This window comes from Streptomyces mesophilus (assembly GCF_040300965.1).
Taxonomy (GTDB): Bacteria; Actinomycetota; Actinomycetes; order Streptomycetales; family Streptomycetaceae; genus Streptomyces; species Streptomyces mesophilus_A.
The window spans coordinates 1-18,100 of sequence record NZ_JBEPEW010000035.1; the positions used below are offsets into that span (position 1 = coordinate 1).

Genomic DNA, 18,100 nt, shown 5'->3' on the forward strand with positions numbered 1-18,100 from the left:
CCTTGTCCGCCTTCTCCGGCGTAACAAAGCGATAACCGACGTTCCGCACCGTTCCGATCAGCGCCTCGTGCTCGGGCCCGAGCTTCGCCCGCAGCGAGGTCGCCGCCCGGCTCCTCGCCGACCTGCGTACGGAGATCGCGCGCGCCGACAGCAAGGCCTCGGTCCTCGTGGGCGCCCTCGGCATGACCGCCGGTGTCGTCAGCGGCCTGCTCGCCGGGCGCGGCTGGCGGCCGGGCGCCCTCTCCACACTGGGGGCGACCGCCTGGTGGGCCGGCGCCTGCGCGCTTGCGGCCGCACTGCTCGCGCTGCTCATGGCGGTGATGCCCCGCTACCGCAGCCGCGACTGGACGCCGGGCCGGCCGCTCTCGTACTTCGGCGACATCCAACAAGCCGCGCAGCAGGGCCTGTTGGCCGAGGCGCTTGCCGCGACCGAACGCGCGCCGACCACCGCTCTGCTCGCCGCCCTGGCGGACACCAGCCGGATCGCCGCCCGCAAGCACCAGTGGATACGCGGCGGCCTGCTCGCCTACTGCGCGGGCGCCGTGCTGCTGCCCGCCTCCTTGTTGATCGGCTGACGTCCGCACCGTTGACCGTCCGACGTTCCCACCCTTGACCGCCCGACATCCGCACCGTTGACCGTCCGACGTTCCCACCCTTGACCGCCCGAGGTCCCCGCCCCACCCCGCCTCCGCGAAGGATCGCCATGTCCCAGCCTCCAGTGGAACCTCCCTACCCGGGCGCCCAGCCCGAACCCGCGCCGGCATATCCCCAACCGCCTTACCCCGACACCCAGTCCGGTCCCGCCCCGGCCTACCCCGAACCGCCCTACCCGCACGCACCGGGCACACCGCCTCCCGCATACCCCGAACCACCCCACCCCGGAGCCCACACCGTCCCCCCTCAGCCCGGCCCCGCGGCGCCTGCTCCACCCCAGTACCCGGGAACCCAGCCACCGCCCTACCCGCAAGCGGGCCCACCGTCCGGCCCACCGCCGTATCCCCAGCAAGCCGACCCCATACCGCCGCCTCCACCCGCTGCGGAGCCCAGGCCGGCCGCCGCACCCGACGACCTGGACTACCAGCACCAACCCGGCAACCGGGTCCACTACAAGGCCTACCAGCGCGGCACCGACGCCACGTCGGTCGGCCAACTGGCGCTCCACGTCCCGGGGTTCCTGATGAGCCTCATCGTGGTGGTGATGGTCTCCGCGATCCTGGACGCGCTCCTCGGTCTGCCGTACTGGATCCCGACGCTTGCCTGGCTCGCCTCCGGCGCGCTGGTCTTCCACCGCCCCACCGAGGACCGCTTCGCCCGCCATCTCCTCAAGCTCAAGCGACCTCTCCCCCAGGAACGCGCACGTCTGGAACCGGTATGGCGCGAGGTGACGGTCCGGGCAGGCGTCGACGGCCGCCGCTACGAGCTGTGGATCGAGGAGAGCCAGGACCTCAACGCGTACGCCGCGGCAGGCCATATCGTCGGCGTCACCCGGTTCGCCCTGGAGAACCTGCCGAGCGCCCAGCTCGCCGCCGTACTGGCCCATGAACTCGGCCACCACACCGGCGGCCACGCCTGGTCCTCGCTGCTCGGCTACTGGTACTCGGGGCCCGGACGCATCGCCTGGCGCGTCGTCCGCACCGTGATCGTCTTCAGCATCGCGGTGGCGAGCTACTTCTCCTGCCTGGCCACCGCGGTCCTGATCGGCCTGGTCGCCCTGTTCACGTTCATGACCATCACGGTCCTCTACGGGCTTCCGCTGGTGCTGCTGCTCATCCCGTACCTGACCGCCGCCGTCGGCCGGCGATCCGAGCTGCGCGCGGACGACTACGCCGCGGCGCACGGCTTCGGCCCTGAGCTGGCCACGGTGCTGCACACCATGCACGGCATGGAACAGCAGGCCCGCCACCAGGCCGCGCTCGCCGCCGGCAAACCGGTCGCCGAGCCAGGCGCCCTGGCCCGGCTGCTCTCCACCCACCCGGACCTGCGGACCCGGATCGTACGGCTCCAGGGCCAGGCGCAGGCGCGGCGCTGACCGGCGGACACCGGGCAACAACGCCGAAGGGCGCCCACCCCGCCGAAGCGGGATGGGCGCCCTTCAGTTCAGACGTACGCCTTACTGGTTGTACGGACCGTAGTCGTAGTCCTCCAGCGGAACGGCCTGGCCGGAGCCCGTGCCGAACGGCGAGTAGTCGATGTCGTCGTAGCCGACGGCCGAGTACATCGCGGCCTTGGCCTCTTCGGTCGGCTCGACCCGGATGTTGCGGTAGCGGGACAGACCCGTACCGGCCGGGATGAGCTTACCGATGATGACGTTCTCCTTGAGGCCGATGAGGCTGTCGGACTTGGCGTTGATCGCCGCATCCGTCAGGACTCGGGTCGTCTCCTGGAAGGAGGCGGCCGACAGCCAGGACTCCGTCGCCAGCGAGGCCTTGGTGATACCCATCAGCTGCGGACGGCCGGAGGCGGGGTGACCGCCCTCGGTGACCACACGACGGTTCTCGGTCTCGAACTTCGAGCGCTCGACGAGCTCGCCCGGCAGCAGCTCCGCGTCGCCGGACTCGATGATCGTCACGCGGCGCAGCATCTGCCGGATGATGATCTCGATGTGCTTGTCGTGGATCGACACACCCTGCGAGTTGTAGACCTTCTGGACTTCGCCGACCAGGTGCACCTGCACCGCACGCTGGCCGAGGATGCGCAGCACGTCGTGCGGGTTGGTGGCACCCACGGTCAGCTTCTGGCCGACCTCGACGTGGTCGCCCTCGCCCACGAGCAGACGGGCACGCTTCGAGATCGGGAACGCCGTCTCGTCGCTGCCGTCGTCCGGGGTGACGACGAGCTTCTTGGTCTTCTCGGTCTCCTCGATGCGGACACGGCCCGCGGCCTCGGAGATCGGGGCGACACCCTTCGGCGTACGAGCCTCGAAGAGCTCGACGACACGGGGCAGACCCTGGGTGATGTCGTCACCGGCCACACCACCGGTGTGGAAGGTACGCATCGTCAGCTGGGTACCGGGCTCACCGATGGACTGGGCGGCGATGATGCCGACCGCCTCACCGATGTCGACCAGCTTGCCGGTGGCGAGCGAACGGCCGTAGCAGAAGGCACAGGTGCCGACCGCCGACTCACAGGTCAGGACCGAGCGGGTCTTGACCTCCTCGACGCCGTTGGCGACCAGGGCGTCGATGAGCACGTCACCCAGGTCGACGTTGGCCGGCGCGATGACCTTGCCGTCGATGACGACGTCCTCGGCGAGCATGCGGGCGTAGACAGAGGTCTCGACGTCCTCGGCCTTGCGCAGCACGCCTGCGGCGTCCTTCTCGGCGATCCGCAGCTTCAGACCGCGGTCGGTGCCACAGTCCTCCTCGCGGATGATCACGTCCTGCGAGACGTCCACCAGACGACGGGTCAGGTAACCCGAGTCGGCGGTACGCAGGGCGGTGTCCGCCAGACCCTTACGGGCACCGTGCGTGGAGATGAAGTACTCCAGCACGGAGAGACCCTCACGGAACGACGCCTTGATGGGCCGCGGGATGGTCTCGTTCTTGGCGTTGGACACCAGACCACGCATACCGGCGATCTGACGCATCTGCATCATGTTTCCTCGGGCACCCGAGTCAACCATCATGAAGATGGGGTTCGTCTTGGGGAAGTTCTCATTCATCGCCTCGGCAACCTCGTTGGTCGCCTTGGTCCAGATGGTGATGAGCTCCTGCGTGCGCTCCTGCTTGGTGATCAGACCGCGCTCGTACTGCTTCTGGACCTTCTCGTCCTGCGCCTCGTAACCCGCGACGATGGCCTTCTTGGCCTCGGGAACGACGATGTCCGAGATGGCCACGGTGACGCCGGAGCGGGTGCCCCAGTAGAAACCGGCCGACTTCAGGTTGTCGAGCGTCGCCGCCACGATGACCTTGGGGTAGCGCTCCGCGAGGTCGTTGACGATCTCACCGAGCTGCTTCTTGCCCACCGAGTAGTCGACGAACGGGTAGTCCTCGGGCAGCAGCTCGTTGAAGAGCGCACGGCCCAGGGTCGTCCGCAGCCGGAAGGTGTCACCGGCCTGGTACTCCGGCTCGCCTTCCTCGGCGACCGGCGGCACCCAGCCACGCGGCGGGATGGTGCCCACCGGGAAGCGGATGTCGATGGACGACTGCAGCGCGAGCTCGCCGGCGTCGAACGCCATGATCGCCTCGGCGACGGAGCCGAACGCACGGCCCTCGCCCTTGGTGTCACGGAGATCGCCGTCGGTGGTGAGGAAGAACAGACCCAGGACCATGTCCTGCGTCGGCATCGTCACCGGACGGCCGTCGGCGGGCTTGAGGATGTTGTTCGAGGAGAGCATCAGGATGCGCGCCTCGGCCTGCGCCTCCGCGGAGAGCGGCAGGTGCACGGCCATCTGGTCACCGTCGAAGTCCGCGTTGAACGCGGTGCAGACGAGCGGGTGGATCTGGATGGCCTTGCCCTCGACCAGCTGCGGCTCGAAGGCCTGGATGCCGAGTCGGTGCAGGGTGGGAGCACGGTTCAGGAGAACCGGGTGCTCGGCGATGACCTCTTCGAGGACGTCGTACACGACCGTGCGGCCGCGCTCCACCATGCGCTTGGCGCTCTTGATGTTCTGCGCGTGGTTCAGGTCGACCAGGCGCTTCATCACGAACGGCTTGAAGAGCTCCAGGGCCATGGCCTTGGGCAGACCGCACTGGTGCAGCTTCAGCTGCGGACCGACGACGATCACGGAACGCGCGGAGTAGTCCACACGCTTACCGAGAAGGTTCTGACGGAATCGACCCTGCTTGCCCTTGAGCATGTCGCTCAGGGACTTCAGCGGGCGGTTACCGGGACCGGTGACCGGGCGACCACGACGACCGTTGTCGAAGAGGGCGTCAACAGCCTCCTGAAGCATGCGCTTCTCGTTGTTGACGATGATCTCCGGAGCGCCCAGGTCGAGCAGACGCTTCAGACGGTTGTTGCGGTTGATCACACGGCGGTACAGGTCGTTCAGGTCGGAGGTCGCGAAGCGGCCACCGTCCAGCTGCACCATCGGACGCAGGTCCGGCGGGATGACCGGGACGCAGTCCAGGACCATGCCCTTGGGGCTGTTGTTCGTGGTGAGGAACGCGGAGACGACCTTGAGGCGCTTGAGCGCACGGGTCTTCTTCTGGCCCTTGCCGGTACGGATGATCTCGCGGAGGCGCTCGGCCTCCTCGTCGAGGTCGAAGGTCTCGAGACGCTTCTGCAGCGCCGCGGCACCCATCGAACCGTCGAAGTACGTGCCGAAGCGGTCACGCAGCTCGCGGTAGAGCAGCTCGTCGCCCTCGAGGTCCTGGACCTTGAGGTTCTTGAAGCGGTTCCACACCTCGTCGAGACGGTCGATCTCGCGCTGCGCACGGTCACGCAGCTGCTTCATCTCGCGCTCGGCACCCTCGCGCACCTTGCGGCGCACGTCGGCCTTGGCACCCTCGGCCTCGAGCTCGGCCAGGTCGGTCTCGAGCTTCTTGGCACGCGCCTCGAGGTCCGAGTCACGACGCTGCTCGATCTGCTGACGCTCGACGGAGACGTGCGCCTCCAGGGACGGCAGGTCGCGGGTACGACGCTCCTCGTCCACGAACGTGATCATGTACGCGGCGAAGTAGATGACCTTCTCGAGGTCCTTCGGCGCGAGGTCGAGCAGGTAGCCAAGGCGCGAGGGAACGCCCTTGAAGTACCAGATGTGAGTGACGGGAGCGGCAAGCTCGATGTGGCCCATCCGCTCACGACGCACCTTGGCGCGAGTGACCTCGACGCCACAGCGCTCACAGATGATGCCCTTGAAGCGGACACGCTTGTACTTGCCGCAGTAGCACTCCCAGTCCCGGGTCGGACCGAAGATCTTCTCGCAGAAGAGCCCGTCCTTTTCCGGCTTGAGCGTGCGGTAGTTGATGGTCTCGGGCTTCTTGACCTCGCCGTGGCTCCACTGACGGATGTCGTCAGCGGTGGCCAGGCCGATCCGGAGCTCGTCGAAGAAGTTGACGTCGAGCACTATGCGTCAATCCCTCTCAGGGTTGTGTCTCAATCAATGGTCTGTACGGGGTCCGGGGTTCCGCCACCCGGCCGGCAGCCGGGTGGCGGGTGGCCCGTCAGACCTCTTCGACGCTGCTCGGCTCGCGCCGGGACAGGTCGATACCGAGCTCTTCCGCAGCGCGGAAGACGTCCTCGTCGGTGTCGCGCATCTCGATGGACATGCCGTCCGAGGACAGCACCTCCACGTTGAGGCAGAGCGACTGCATTTCCTTGATGAGCACCTTGAAGGACTCGGGAATGCCCGGCTCGGGGATGTTCTCGCCCTTGACGATGGCCTCGTAGACCTTCACGCGGCCGGTGACGTCGTCGGACTTGATCGTGAGCAGCTCCTGGAGGGCGTACGCGGCGCCATAAGCCTCAAGCGCCCACACCTCCATCTCACCGAAGCGCTGGCCACCGAACTGCGCCTTACCACCCAGCGGCTGCTGGGTGATCATCGAGTACGGTCCGGTCGAACGCGCGTGGAGCTTGTCGTCGACCAGGTGGTGCAGCTTCAGGATGTACATGTAGCCGACCGAGATCGGGTCCGGGAAAGGCTCTCCCGAGCGACCGTCGAACAGCTGGGCCTTGCCGGACGGCTTCACCATGCGCACGCCGTCGCGGTTCGGGATGGTGTGCTCGAAGAGACCGGAGATCTCGTCCTCGCGGGCACCGTCGAACACCGGGGTCGCGACGTTGGAGCCGGCGATGACCTCGTCGGCGCCGATCGCCTTGAGGCGCTCCATCCACTCCTCGGAACCCTCGACCTTCCAGCCGCGGCTGGCGAGCCAGCCGAGGTGGATCTCGAGGACCTGGCCCGGGTTCATTCGGGACGGGACACCGAGCGGGTTGAGGATGATGTCGACCGGCGTACCGTCCTCGAGGAACGGCATGTCCTCGACGGGCAGGATCTTCGAGATGACGCCCTTGTTGCCGTGACGGCCGGCGAGCTTGTCACCATCGGTGATCTTGCGCTTCTGCGCCACGTAGACACGAACCAGCTGGTTCACGCCCGGCGGCAGCTCGTCGCCCTCTTCACGGTCGAAGACGCGGACGCCGATGACCTTGCCGATCTCGCCGTGCGGCACCTTCAGCGAGGTGTCACGGACCTCACGGGCCTTCTCGCCGAAGATCGCGCGAAGCAGACGCTCTTCCGGCGTCAGCTCGGTCTCACCCTTGGGCGTGACCTTGCCGACGAGGATGTCGCCGGCGACGACCTCGGCACCGATCCGGATGATGCCGCGCTCGTCGAGGTCCGAGAGGACCTCCTCGGAGACGTTCGGGATGTCCCGGGTGATCTCCTCCGGGCCGAGCTTGGTGTCACGGGCGTCGACCTCGTGCTCCTCGATGTGGATCGAGGAGAGGACGTCGTCCTGCACGAGGCGCTGCGACAGGATGATCGCGTCCTCGTAGTTGTGACCCTCCCACGGCATGAACGCCACGAGCAGGTTCTTGCCGAGCGCCATCTCGCCCTCGTCGGTCGAGGGACCGTCGGCGAGGACCTGGCCCTCGATGACGCGAGCGCCCTCGTCGACGACGACCTTCTGGTTGAAGGACGTGCCCTGGTTCGAGCGGGAGAACTTGGCGATCCGGTACGTGGTGTACGTGCCGTCGTCGTTGGCCACCGTCACGTAGTCGGCGGAGACCTCCTGGACGACACCGTCCTTCTCGGCCTTGATGACGTCACCGGCGTCGACCGCACAGCGGTACTCCATGCCAGTGCCGACCAGCGGCGCCTCCGCCTTAATCAGCGGGACGGCCTGGCGCATCATGTTGGAGCCCATGAGCGCGCGGTTGGCGTCGTCGTGCTCGAGGAACGGGATCATCGCGGTCGCGACCGACACCATCTGGCGCGGCGAGACGTCCATGTAGTCGACGTCGTCGCCCGGGATGTAGTCGATCTCGCCGCCACGACGGCGGACCAGGACGCGGGACTCGGCGAAGTGGAAGTCGTCCGTCAGCGGCGCATTGGCCTGCGCGATGACGAATCGGTCCTCCTCGTCGGCCGTGAGGTAGTCGACGTCGTCGGTGACGATGCCGTCGACAACCTTGCGGTACGGCGTCTCGATGAAACCGAACGGGTTGATGCGGCCGTACGAAGCGAGCGAGCCGATCAGACCGATGTTCGGGCCTTCGGGCGTCTCGATCGGGCACATGCGGCCGTAGTGCGAGGGGTGTACGTCACGGACCTCGAAGCCGGCCCGCTCACGGGACAGACCACCGGGGCCGAGGGCGTTCAGACGACGCTTGTGCGTCAGCCCCGACAGCGGGTTCGTCTGGTCCATGAACTGGGACAGCTGCGACGTACCGAAGAACTCCTTGATCGACGCCACCACGGGGCGGATGTTGATCAGGGTCTGCGGCGTGATCGCCTCGACGTCCTGGGTCGTCATGCGCTCACGCACGACGCGCTCCATACGAGCCAGACCCGTGCGGACCTGGTTCTGGATGAGCTCGCCGACGTTACGGATACGACGGTTGCCGAAGTGGTCGATGTCGTCGGTCTCGACGACGATCTCGCGGCCCGAGGCACCGACGGTCTCGGTCTCACCGGCGTGCAGCTTCACCAGGTACTTGATGGTGGCGATGACATCGTCGGTGGTGAGCACACCGGCGTCGAGCGGCTCTTCGGCGCCGAGCTTCTTGTTCACCTTGTAGCGGCCGACCTTCGCGAGGTCGTAGCGCTTCGGGTTGAAGTAGAGGTTCTCGAGCAGCGTCTGCGCAGCCTCACGCGTGGGCGGCTCGCCCGGACGCAGCTTGCGGTAGATGTCGAGCAGCGCGTCGTCCTGGCCCTGGGTGTGGTCCTTCTCCAGGGTGGCGCGCATCGACTCGTACTCGCCGAACTCCTCGAGGATCTGCTCGGTCGTCCAACCGAGAGCCTTCAGGAGAACGGTGACGGACTGCTTGCGCTTGCGGTCGATACGGACACCGACCATGTCGCGCTTGTCGATCTCCATCTCGAGCCAGGCACCCCGGGACGGGATGATCTTGGCCGAGAAGATGTCCTTGTCGGACGTCTTGTCGATGGAGGAGTCGAAGTAGACACCCGGCGAGCGGACCAGCTGCGAGACCACGACACGCTCGGTGCCGTTGATCACGAAGGTGCCCTTGCTCGTCATGAGCGGGAAGTCGCCCATGAAGACCGTCTGGGACTTGATCTCGCCGGTCTCGTTGTTGGTGAACTCGGCGGTGACGAAGAGCGGGGCCGCGTACGTGAAGTCGCGCTCCTTGCACTCGTCGATCGAGTTCTTCGGAGGCTCGAAGCGGTGGTCGCGGAAGGTCAGCGACATCGACCCGGAGAAGTCCTCGATCGGAGAGATCTCCTCGAAGATCTCCTCCAGACCGGACTTGGTGGGGACGTCCTGACCTGATTCCAGAGCGGCCTCGACCCGACTCTGCCAAGCGGTGTTGCCGAGCAGCCAGTCAAAGCTCTCGGTCTGCAGCGCGAGCAGGTTCGGAACCTCGAGGGGCTCCTTGATCTTTGCAAAGGAGATGCGCAGCGGGGCGGTGCTGGCGCCGTTGTTCGTAATCGCGGTCGAGGCAGTGCGCGAGGCGGCCAAGAGGGGGTCCTTCCGAGGGCTCGGACTCACTACGCGCGTACCGGTCCCAGGCTGAACGCGCCGACAGAAAACCCCAGGTCAGGGAAGGTCGGCCGACGAAGCTCAAGCATGGGCATGCCCCTGGTGACGGGCAGGAGGCAGCTAACAGGCAGCGCAAAGGGTCAGTGTAGCCACTAGGCCCACTGATGTCCAGTGCGGGTTTTCGACCGACCCACGAACACCTCGAATGCTGCTGTTGTGGCGCCCCCGGCAGACCCCTCGCCGGTGGACGCATATCCACACTGCCCAGTTCGTCTTCGATCCATGCCTCGGATCCGGATCGATGTGACGACGCGTCCTGAGAATTGCGCGCTGCGTGCGGTTCGTCAAGGCCCCCTGTCCCGTGGAGATCGTCACCGGGAGCCTTGGGGGGCCTGGGAGAGCACAACGAAGATCACCATACTCGGCCGCACCGCCAGCGCAAGGCAGCCGTCCCAGGAACGCCGAAGGGCGACCACCCATATGGGTGATCGCCCTTCAGTGTCTGCGCGTTACAGCCCTGGGGCCGTACTACGCGAAAGAGTCAGACGACTCGTGAAGTCACTTGACCTCGACGGAGGCGCCGGCAGCCTTGAGGGACTCGGCAGCCTTGTCAGCGGCCTCCTTGGCGACCTTCTCGAGGACCGGCTTCGGGGTGCCGTCGACGAGGTCCTTGGCCTCCTTGAGACCCAGCGAGGTCAGCTCACGCACGACCTTGATGACCTGGATCTTCTTGTCGCCGGCGCCGGTGAGGATGACGTCGAACTCGTCCTGCTCGGCCTCGGCCTCAGCAGCGGCGGCCGGGCCCGCGGGGCCGGCAACGGCGACGGCCGCGGCGGCGGTGACGTCGAACTTCTCCTCGAAGGCCTTCACGAACTCGGAGAGCTCGATGAGGGTCATCTCTTCGAACTGCGCGAGCAGGTCGTCCTGGGACAGCTTCGCCATGATGGCGTCCTTCCACTAATTCGGCTGGTGCCGGAGTGTTTATGAGTGGCGGGCGTACTTTCGGGCCCGCTGTGACCGCCGCCCTAGTGGGCGTCGGTCATGACGCGAGCCGAATTACTCGGCACCGCCCTGCTCGGCCTGCTTGGCACGAAGCGCCTCCGCGGTGCGGACGAACTTCGACGGGAGCGCCTGGAAGACCTGAGCAGCCTGAGTCTGCTTGCCCTTCATGGCACCCGCCAGCTTGGCGAGCAGAACCTCGCGGGACTCGAGGTCCGCAAGCTTCTTGATCTCGTCGGCGGACAGCGCCTTGCCATCAAGGACACCGCCCTTGATGACGAGAGCGGGGTTGTCCTTGGCGAAGTCACGCAGACCCTTCGCCGCCTCGACCGGGTCACCGGTAACGAAGGCAACGGCCGTCGAGCCCTTGAGGTGCTCGTCCAGCGCAGAGAACCCGGCCTCCTGGGCCGCGATCTTGGTCAGCGTGTTCTTCACCACTCGGTACTGAGCGTTCTCGCCGAGAGAACGGCGGAGCTGCTTGAGCTGCGCCACGCTGAGTCCGGTGTACGAGGTGACAACAGCGGCGTTGGAGTTGCGCAGGTCGCGCGTGATCTCCTCGACAGCTGTGACCTTCTCGGTCGTCGCCATGAGCCTCGGCCTCCTTCCGGGGTGATGATCCTCGACTGACCTTCCGATCAGTCGCGTTCGCCGGACCGCCTGAATCAGGCACTTGGAGAAGGGGCTCTGCACAAACGGGCTGTACAAAACGAAACGCCCCGGCGCAGGCGCACGGGGCGTGAACTCAAACCGAACGTAACCATCCGGGAGTGCATTCCACAGTCACCTGCGCGGGTCGTCCGCTATTGCGGATCCTTCGGCCGCCGCACTCCCTGACGGGCGCACAGCAACGACCAGCGGTCTTTGGCTTCCTCGGAAGAGTACGCGAACGGATGCTTGTCGAGCAAATCGGGCTAGCCAGGGGCGACGAACAGGAGCCCCTGGAACCCCGGGATACGTCGCCCCTGGCCGCTCACGCACGCGGCGGATCAGCCTTCGAGACCGCCCTCTGCCCCGAGACCCTCGAGCTCTTCGAGCATCTCCATGATGTCGAAGGTCTGGGACGCCGGCGGGACCTCGACCTCGGCCTTGGCGCCGTAGTCGGAGAACGTCTGCTTGATCTCGACGGTGCCCTGCGGGGACTCCATCCCGACGTTCATCTTGACCGGGTAGCCGTCCTCGTTGACCCAGACCTCGGTGTCGTAGCCCTCGATGCCGGACTTCTCGACGTTCTTCAGAAGCTCGTCGCGGTCCTTGCCCTCCAGGAAGTCGAAGGACTTGTTGGACTCCAGCATCTCCTTGACCGACAGCTTGCCCTTGTAGTGGTCGGCCTTCTGGCCGGCCACCGTCTCGGTGCCGAGGTGCTTGAGGTTCTCGGACTCCAGGAGCAGGGCCATCTGCCGGGCCGGGTCCTGGTTCATGTTGTCCAGGCCGCCGGTCATGGCCTCCTGCAGGGCCTTGTCGCCCTCGCCGGCCTTTTCGGCCATGGCGCCCAGGTCCATCTTCATCCAGCGCTTGCCGTCCATCTCGGCGAGCGCGGCCTTGCCCATGTCCATGTACATCACGCTGTCGCGCATGACCACGCGCATCCGCTCGGGCGCCTCAGGGTCGCCCTGCGTGAGCGCCGAGCCCGAGATCGTCATGTCCACCACGCTCGGGTCCCACCCCATGACGCCGGACATCTTCATGTCTCCGCCGCCTTCGAGCCCGGCCGGCATCGACATGGTCATCTCGACCTTGGCGGACTTCGCCTCGGCCGTCTTCTCGTACGCGGCCGTCAGCGTCTTGATCGCCGTCGTACGCGACTGGAACTTCGGCGCCTTGTCGGCGGCCGCCTTGCCGTCCGTCCCCGAGCCCTGACAGCCGGCCACGGCGACCAGAGCGGCGGCGGATACGGCGGCCAGGCCTATGCGCTTGTGCGTGCTCATCGGTGCAACCCCCCAGTGGTGCTTGTGAGTAGACAGTCAACGTAGCCGAGGCCACCGACACGTAGAAACGCAAAAACCCGGCACCGACAGCTCCGCAGAGCTGCCGATGCCGGGCAATGACCAGCTATTGAGCCAAGGCTCAGACCGCGGCCGGGTCCTCCTCGGTGAGGAGGTTGCGGGTGCGGTTCGGGTCGACCGGAATGCCGGGGCCCATCGTGGTGGCGATGGCGGCCTTCTTGATGTAGCGACCCTTGGCGGCGGACGGCTTCAGACGGAGGATCTCCTCCAGGGCCGCGCCGTAGTTCTCCACCAGCTTGGTCTCGTCGAAGGAGACCTTGCCGATGATGAAGTGCAGGTTCGAGTGCTTGTCGACGCGGAACTCGATCTTGCCGCCCTTGATCTCGTTGACCGCCTTGGCGACGTCGGGCGTCACGGTGCCGGTCTTCGGGTTGGGCATGAGACCACGCGGGCCGAGGACGCGGCCGAGGCGGCCGACCTTGCCCATGAGGTCCGGGGTGGCGACGACCGCGTCGAACTCGTTGAGGCGGTTGCCCGCCGCGATCTCGGCGATCAGCTCGTCGGAGCCGACGATGTCGGCGCCCGCGGCTTCCGCGGCCGCAGCACGGTCACCGGTCGCGAAGACCAGGACCCGGGCGGTCTTGCCGGTGCCGTGCGGGAGGTTCACGGTGCCACGGACCATCTGGTCGGCCTTGCGCGGGTCGACACCCAGGCGGAAGGCGACCTCGACGGTGCCGTCGAACTTGGTCGCGGAGGTCTCCTTGGCGAGACGGACGGCCTCGAGCGGGGCGTAGAGCTTGTCCCGGTCGATCTTGGCGTCCGCAGCGCGGAGAGTCTTGCTGCGCTTCACATCTACTCCTGAGGTTCAGGGTGGGAGTTCGTGGTGCGGACCAGCGCTGGCCCTACCACTACTTCAAAGGTCTTACGGGGGTGAGGTCAGCCCTCGACCGTGATGCCCATGGAACGGGCGGTGCCCGCGATGATCTTGGACGCGGCGTCCAGGTCGTTCGCGTTCAGGTCGGGCATCTTGGTCTCGGCGATCTCGCGGACCTGCGCCTGGGTGATCTTGGCGACCTTGGTCTTGTGCGGCTCGCCGGAGCCCTTCTCGACACCAGCGGCCTTGAGGATCATCTTCGCGGCCGGCGGAGTCTTGGTGATGAAGGTGAAGGAACGGTCTTCGTAGACCGTGATCTCCACCGGGATCACCCAGCCACGCTGCGACTCGGTCGCGGCGTTGTAGGCCTTGCAGAACTCCATGATGTTGACGCCGTGCTGACCCAGCGCGGGGCCGACCGGCGGAGCCGGGTTGGCGGCACCGGCCTGGATCTGGAGCTTGATCAGCCCCGTGACCTTCTTCTTCTTGGGAGGCATTGCTCTCTCCGGGTCCTAGTGAGAGTGAACTGCCCTCATCCGATCATCCGGATGGAGGCATACCGCACAACGATAACGGGTATCCATGCGCGGCTAAAAACCGAGCAGGTCAGACCGGCTTTAGCTGCCCGTCTGACCTGTTCGGAAGCATGTGTCCAGAAGGTGTCAGTTCTTCTGAATCTGGTCGAAGCTCAGCTCGACCGGGGTCTCGCGGCCGAAGATCTCGACGAGGCCCTTGACCTTCTTCGAGTCGGCGTTGATCTCGTTGATGGTCGCCTGCAGCGTCGCGAACGGGCCGTCGGTGACGGTGACCGAGTCGCCGACCTCGAAGTCCAGAACCTGGACCTCGACCTTGCGCTGCGGAGCGGGCTTGCCCTCGGCCTCGGCGGCCTCACGGGCGGCCTTCTCCTCGGCCTCCGGGGCGAGCATCTTGACGATCTCGTCCAGGGTCAGCGGGTACGGGTCGTAGGCGTTGCCCACGAAGCCGGTGACGCCGGGGGTGTTGCGGACGACGCCCCAGGACTCGTTGGTCAGGTCCATGCGCACGAGCACGTAACCAGGCAGCTTGTTCTGCTTGATCGTCTTGCGCTCGCCGTTCTTGATCTGGGCGACCTCTTCCTGCGGCACCTCGGCCTGGAAGATGAAGTCCTCGACGTTGAGCGAGACGGCGCGCTGCTCGAGGTTGGTCTTCACGCGGTTCTCGTAACCGGCGTAGGTGTGGATCACGTACCACTCGCCGGGCAGCGTGCGCAGTTCCTCGCGCAGGGCGGCGATCGGGTCGACCGGCTCGGCGGGCTCCTCGTCGGCGACGTCCTCGGCGGCGGCCTCGTCGGCCTCCGTCTCGGCGACGGCTTCGGCTTCGTCCTCGACGTGCACGGCCGCTTCTTCGGCGGACTCGCCGGCAGCGGCGTCGGCAGCTTCGGCCTGGTCCGGGTCCACGGAGTCCGCCGCCTCGACGATGTCGAGCTGGTCCTCTACGGACTCGATCGACTCGCTGGCGTCGTTCAGGTTCGGGTCAGACACGGTGGCTGCTTCTTCCTGGCTACAAAATGGGGGTGGAACGCGCGAAAGGGACGCCGAAGGTAACGGCGTCCTTGTCGCTGTGGCTTCTAACCGAAGATGTACTTGACGGCTTCGGAGAAGCCATAGTCAATCACGGTCACCAAGCCGATCATGATGACAACGAAGACAATCACCACTGTGGTGTATGTCGTCAGCTGGTTGCGAGTCGGCCAGACAACCTTGCGGAGTTCGGCGACGATCTGGCGGTAGAAGAGGGCGAGGCGGCCCAGGGGACCCTTCTTGCCTCGCTTGCCGCCCTTACGAGCCTTCTTCTTGGACTCGGTCGCCTCGTCCGGGGCATCAGGCGTGTCGATGGAGCCCACGGCGTCCGTCACTCGTTTTCACCTGATTCCGGGTCGTGGCCGTGCCGCGCCCGGGAGAGCCGCACGGCGGTGCTTTGCAGTACGTACATGCGCACACATCCTGGCGATGGAGTGTGTAGCAGGGCCGGAGGGACTTGAACCCCCAACCGCCGGTTTTGGAGACCGGTGCTCTACCAATTGAGCTACGACCCTTTGAGTTCCCCCAACGTACCGCATCCCAACAGTCGCACGTGGTGCGGTAGGTGGGAGCGGCCTGTGAGGGCCAACGAGGGATGAGTGTACGTGGTCCGGGCCGCATCGTCGAACAGATAGCTGTCCGGCACCCATCAGACACCTGTCCAGGGCCGATGTCCGCTCTTCGGAACTCATGTGCTCGGGGCTCCGCGGGTCTGGAACGATGGGGCGCATGAGCGCTGCAACCCCACCCACCGAACGCCGTATCTCCCGCAGGATCGGAGCGATCTCCGAGTCCGCGACCCTCGCCGTCGACGCCAAGGCCAAGGCCCTCAAGGCCGCCGGCCGGCCGGTGATCGGCTTCGGCGCCGGTGAGCCGGACTTCCCGACGCCCGACTACATCGTCGAGGCCGCGATCGAGGCCTGCAAGAACCCGAAGTACCACCGGTACACGCCGGCCGGCGGGCTGCCCGAGCTCAAGGCCGCGATCGCCGCGAAGACGCTGCGCGACTCGGGTTACGAGGTCGAGGCCGCCAACGTGCTGGTCACCAACGGTGGCAAGCAGGCGATCTACGAGGCCTTCGCCACGATCCTGGACCCGGGCGACGAGGTCATCGTGCCGACCCCGTACTGGACGACGTATCCGGAGTCGATCCAGCTCGCGGGTGGTGTCCCGGTGTTCGTGACCGCGGACGAGACGACCGGCTACCGGGTCTCCGTGGAGCAGCTGGAAGCGGCCGTCACCGAGAACACCAAGGTGCTGCTCTTCGTCTCCCCCTCCAACCCGACGGGTGCCGTCTACACCCGGGCGCAGGTCGAGGAGATCGGCCGCTGGGCCGCCGCGAAGGGCCTGTGGGTCCTGACCGACGAGATCTACGAGCACCTGGTGTACGGCGACGCCGAGTTCGCGTCCCTGCCGGTGGTCGTGCCCGAGCTGCGCGACAAGTGCATCATCGTCAACGGTGTGGCCAAGACGTACGCCATGACCGGCTGGCGCGTGGGGTGGGTCATCGGCCCGAAGGACGTGGTCAAGGCCGCGTCCAACCTGCAGTCGCACGCCACCTCCAACGTCTCCAACGTCGCGCAGGTGGCCGCCATCGCCGCCGTCTCCGGTGACCTGTCGGCCGTCGACGAGATGAAGACCGCCTTCGACCGCCGCCGCCAGACCATCGTGCGGATGCTCAACGAGATCGACGGCGTCCTGTGCCCCGAGCCCGAGGGCGCGTTCTACGCGTACCCCTCGGTGAAGGGTCTGCTCGGCAAGGAGATCCGCGGCAAGCGCCCGGAGACCTCCGTCGAGCTCGCCGCGCTGATCCTGGACGAGGTCGAGGTCGCGGTGGTGCCGGGCGAGGCCTTCGGTACGCCGGGTTACCTGCGGCTTTCGTACGCGCTCGGTGACGAGGACCTGGTCGAGGGTGTCTCGCGGATCCAGAAGCTGCTCGCCGAGGCGCGCTGACTTCCGTAAGCACTGACGGGCCCCCGGCTTCGGCCGGGGGCCCGTTTGTTCGTTCGGGCAAGTACTCGTTGGTGGAAAGCGGCTACCGGGACGCCTGGTGCGTACGGCAGGATCTTCAGATGGAGCGTGTACGTGACGTACGGCTGTTGCCGAAGGCCCATCTGCATCTGCACTTCACCGGGTCGATGCGGCCCACGACCCTGCTCGAGCTCGCCGACAAGTACGGGGTGCATCTGCCGGAGGCGCTGACCGGCGGGGAGCCGCCCAAGCTGCGGGCGACCGATGAGCGCGGGTGGTTCCGGTTCCAGCGCCTCTACGACATGGCGCGGTCCTGTCTGCGGGAGCCCGAGGACATTCAGCGCCTGGTCAGGGAGGCTGCCGAGGAGGACATCCGGGACGGAGCCGGGTGGCTGGAGATCCAGGTCGACCCGACCTCGTACGCCCCGCGGCTCGGCGGTCTGATCCCGGCGCTCGAGGTCATCCTCGACGCGGTGGAAGCGGCTTCGCGGGACACCGGGCTCGGGATGCGCGTCCTCGTCGCCGCGAACCGGATGAAGCACCCGCTGGACGCCCGCACCCTGGCCCGGCTCGCGGTGCGGTACGCGGACCGGGGCATCGTCGGGTTCGGGTTGTCGAACGACGAACGCCGGGGCATGGCAAGGGATTTCGACCGTGCCTTCGCGATCGCGCGCGAGGGCGGGCTGCTCGCGGCGCCGCACGGCGGGGAGCTGACGGGGCCCGCGTCGGTACGGGACTGTCTCGACGATCTGCACGCCTCGCGGATCGGGCACGGGGTGCGGGCCGCCGAGGACCCGCGGCTTCTGAAGCGGCTTGCCGACAGGGGTGTGACCTGCGAGGTCTGTCCGTCGTCCAATGTCGCGCTCGGGGTCTACGAGAAGCCCGAGGACGTACCGCTGAGGAAGCTGTTCGAGGCCGGGGTGCCGATGGCTCTGGGGGCGGACGACCCGCTGCTCTTCGGGTCCCGGCTTGCGGCGCAGTACGAACTGGCCCGGGAGTACCACGGGTTCACGGATCCTGAACTGGCGGAGCTGGCGCGGCAGTCGGTGCGTGCGTCGGCCGCGCCCGATGACGTACGGGACAAGCTGCTCGCGGGGATCGACGACTGGATCGTCGGCTGACGCAAGCAGGGCTAGCGGCCCG

The 18,100-nt window shown here is 66.8% G+C and carries 13 protein-coding genes, 1 tRNA gene and 1 pseudogene; 4 read left to right on the plus strand and 11 right to left on the minus strand.

The window, feature by feature from the left end; translation table 11 throughout:
- Nucleotides 1-94, minus strand: a pseudogene (locus ABT367_RS15320) (DNA-binding response regulator); the annotation flags it as partial.
- Here ABT367_RS15320 and ABT367_RS15325 point away from each other — a divergent pair.
- Together ABT367_RS15325 and ABT367_RS15330 are read left to right on the plus strand one after the other, a co-directional pair.
- Nucleotides 57-575, plus strand: a complete 519-nt coding sequence (locus ABT367_RS15325) for a Pycsar system effector family protein (RefSeq protein WP_352253533.1) — start codon at nt 57-59, stop codon at nt 573-575. The pseudogene ABT367_RS15320 and the gene ABT367_RS15325 sit on opposite strands and share 38 nt — an antisense overlap.
- Nucleotides 576-1,177: 602 nt before the next feature.
- Entirely contained in the window at nt 1,178-2,029 is an 852-nt protein-coding gene (locus ABT367_RS15330) for a M48 family metalloprotease (RefSeq protein ID WP_352253434.1), read from the plus strand.
- Between the two features lie 81 nt (nt 2,030-2,110).
- Here the strand turns inward: ABT367_RS15330 and ABT367_RS15335 are convergent, their stop codons facing one another.
- The 10 genes from ABT367_RS15335 to ABT367_RS15380 all read right to left on the minus strand — a co-directional run bounded on the left by ABT367_RS15335 (nt 2,111) and on the right by ABT367_RS15380 (nt 15,501).
- Entirely contained in the window at nt 2,111-6,010 is a 3,900-nt protein-coding gene (locus tag ABT367_RS15335) for a DNA-directed RNA polymerase subunit beta' (RefSeq protein WP_352253436.1), read from the minus strand.
- A gap of 97 nt (nt 6,011-6,107) precedes the next feature.
- Nucleotides 6,108-9,590 carry a DNA-directed RNA polymerase subunit beta gene (gene rpoB, locus ABT367_RS15340; protein ID WP_352253438.1) on the minus strand — a complete coding sequence of 1,161 codons (3,483 nt, stop codon included), beginning with the start codon at nt 9,588-9,590 and terminating at the stop codon, nt 6,108-6,110.
- A 579-nt stretch (nt 9,591-10,169) separates the two neighbouring features.
- Nucleotides 10,170-10,553, minus strand: a complete 384-nt coding sequence (gene rplL, locus ABT367_RS15345; protein ID WP_165331760.1) for a 50S ribosomal protein L7/L12 — start codon at nt 10,551-10,553, stop codon at nt 10,170-10,172.
- Nucleotides 10,554-10,667: 114 nt separating this feature from the next.
- Nucleotides 10,668-11,198, minus strand: a complete 531-nt coding sequence (rplJ, locus tag ABT367_RS15350) for a 50S ribosomal protein L10 (RefSeq protein ID WP_165331761.1) — start codon at nt 11,196-11,198, stop codon at nt 10,668-10,670.
- 398 nt (nt 11,199-11,596) lie between these two features.
- Nucleotides 11,597-12,535, minus strand: coding sequence for a hypothetical protein (locus tag ABT367_RS15355; protein ID WP_352253440.1), 939 nt, complete (start codon nt 12,533-12,535; stop codon nt 11,597-11,599).
- Nucleotides 12,536-12,674: 139 nt separating this feature from the next.
- Nucleotides 12,675-13,403, minus strand: a complete 729-nt coding sequence (rplA, locus tag ABT367_RS15360) for a 50S ribosomal protein L1 (protein WP_352253442.1) — start codon at nt 13,401-13,403, stop codon at nt 12,675-12,677.
- Nucleotides 13,404-13,489: 86 nt separating this feature from the next.
- The gene (gene rplK / locus ABT367_RS15365; RefSeq protein ID WP_093613725.1) at nt 13,490-13,924 is read right to left on the minus strand and encodes a 50S ribosomal protein L11; all 435 of its coding nucleotides are present in this window, start codon (nt 13,922-13,924) and stop codon (nt 13,490-13,492) included.
- A gap of 165 nt (nt 13,925-14,089) precedes the next feature.
- Nucleotides 14,090-14,947 (minus strand): transcription termination/antitermination protein NusG, encoded by an 858-nt coding sequence (nusG, locus tag ABT367_RS15370; protein WP_352253444.1) that lies wholly within the window; start codon nt 14,945-14,947, stop codon nt 14,090-14,092.
- A gap of 86 nt (nt 14,948-15,033) precedes the next feature.
- Nucleotides 15,034-15,321, minus strand: coding sequence for a preprotein translocase subunit SecE (gene secE, locus ABT367_RS15375; protein ID WP_352253446.1), 288 nt, complete (start codon nt 15,319-15,321; stop codon nt 15,034-15,036).
- 107 nt (nt 15,322-15,428) lie between these two features.
- A tRNA-Trp gene (locus tag ABT367_RS15380) sits at nt 15,429-15,501 on the minus strand.
- Nucleotides 15,502-15,715: 214 nt separating this feature from the next.
- Here ABT367_RS15380 and ABT367_RS15385 point away from each other — a divergent pair.
- The gene (locus tag ABT367_RS15385) at nt 15,716-16,939 is read left to right on the plus strand and encodes a pyridoxal phosphate-dependent aminotransferase (protein WP_165331767.1); all 1,224 of its coding nucleotides are present in this window, start codon (nt 15,716-15,718) and stop codon (nt 16,937-16,939) included.
- A gap of 119 nt (nt 16,940-17,058) precedes the next feature.
- Nucleotides 17,059-18,078 carry an adenosine deaminase gene (locus ABT367_RS15390; protein ID WP_352253448.1) on the plus strand — a complete coding sequence of 340 codons (1,020 nt, stop codon included), beginning with the start codon at nt 17,059-17,061 and terminating at the stop codon, nt 18,076-18,078.
- Nucleotides 18,079-18,100 lie beyond the last annotated feature (22 nt).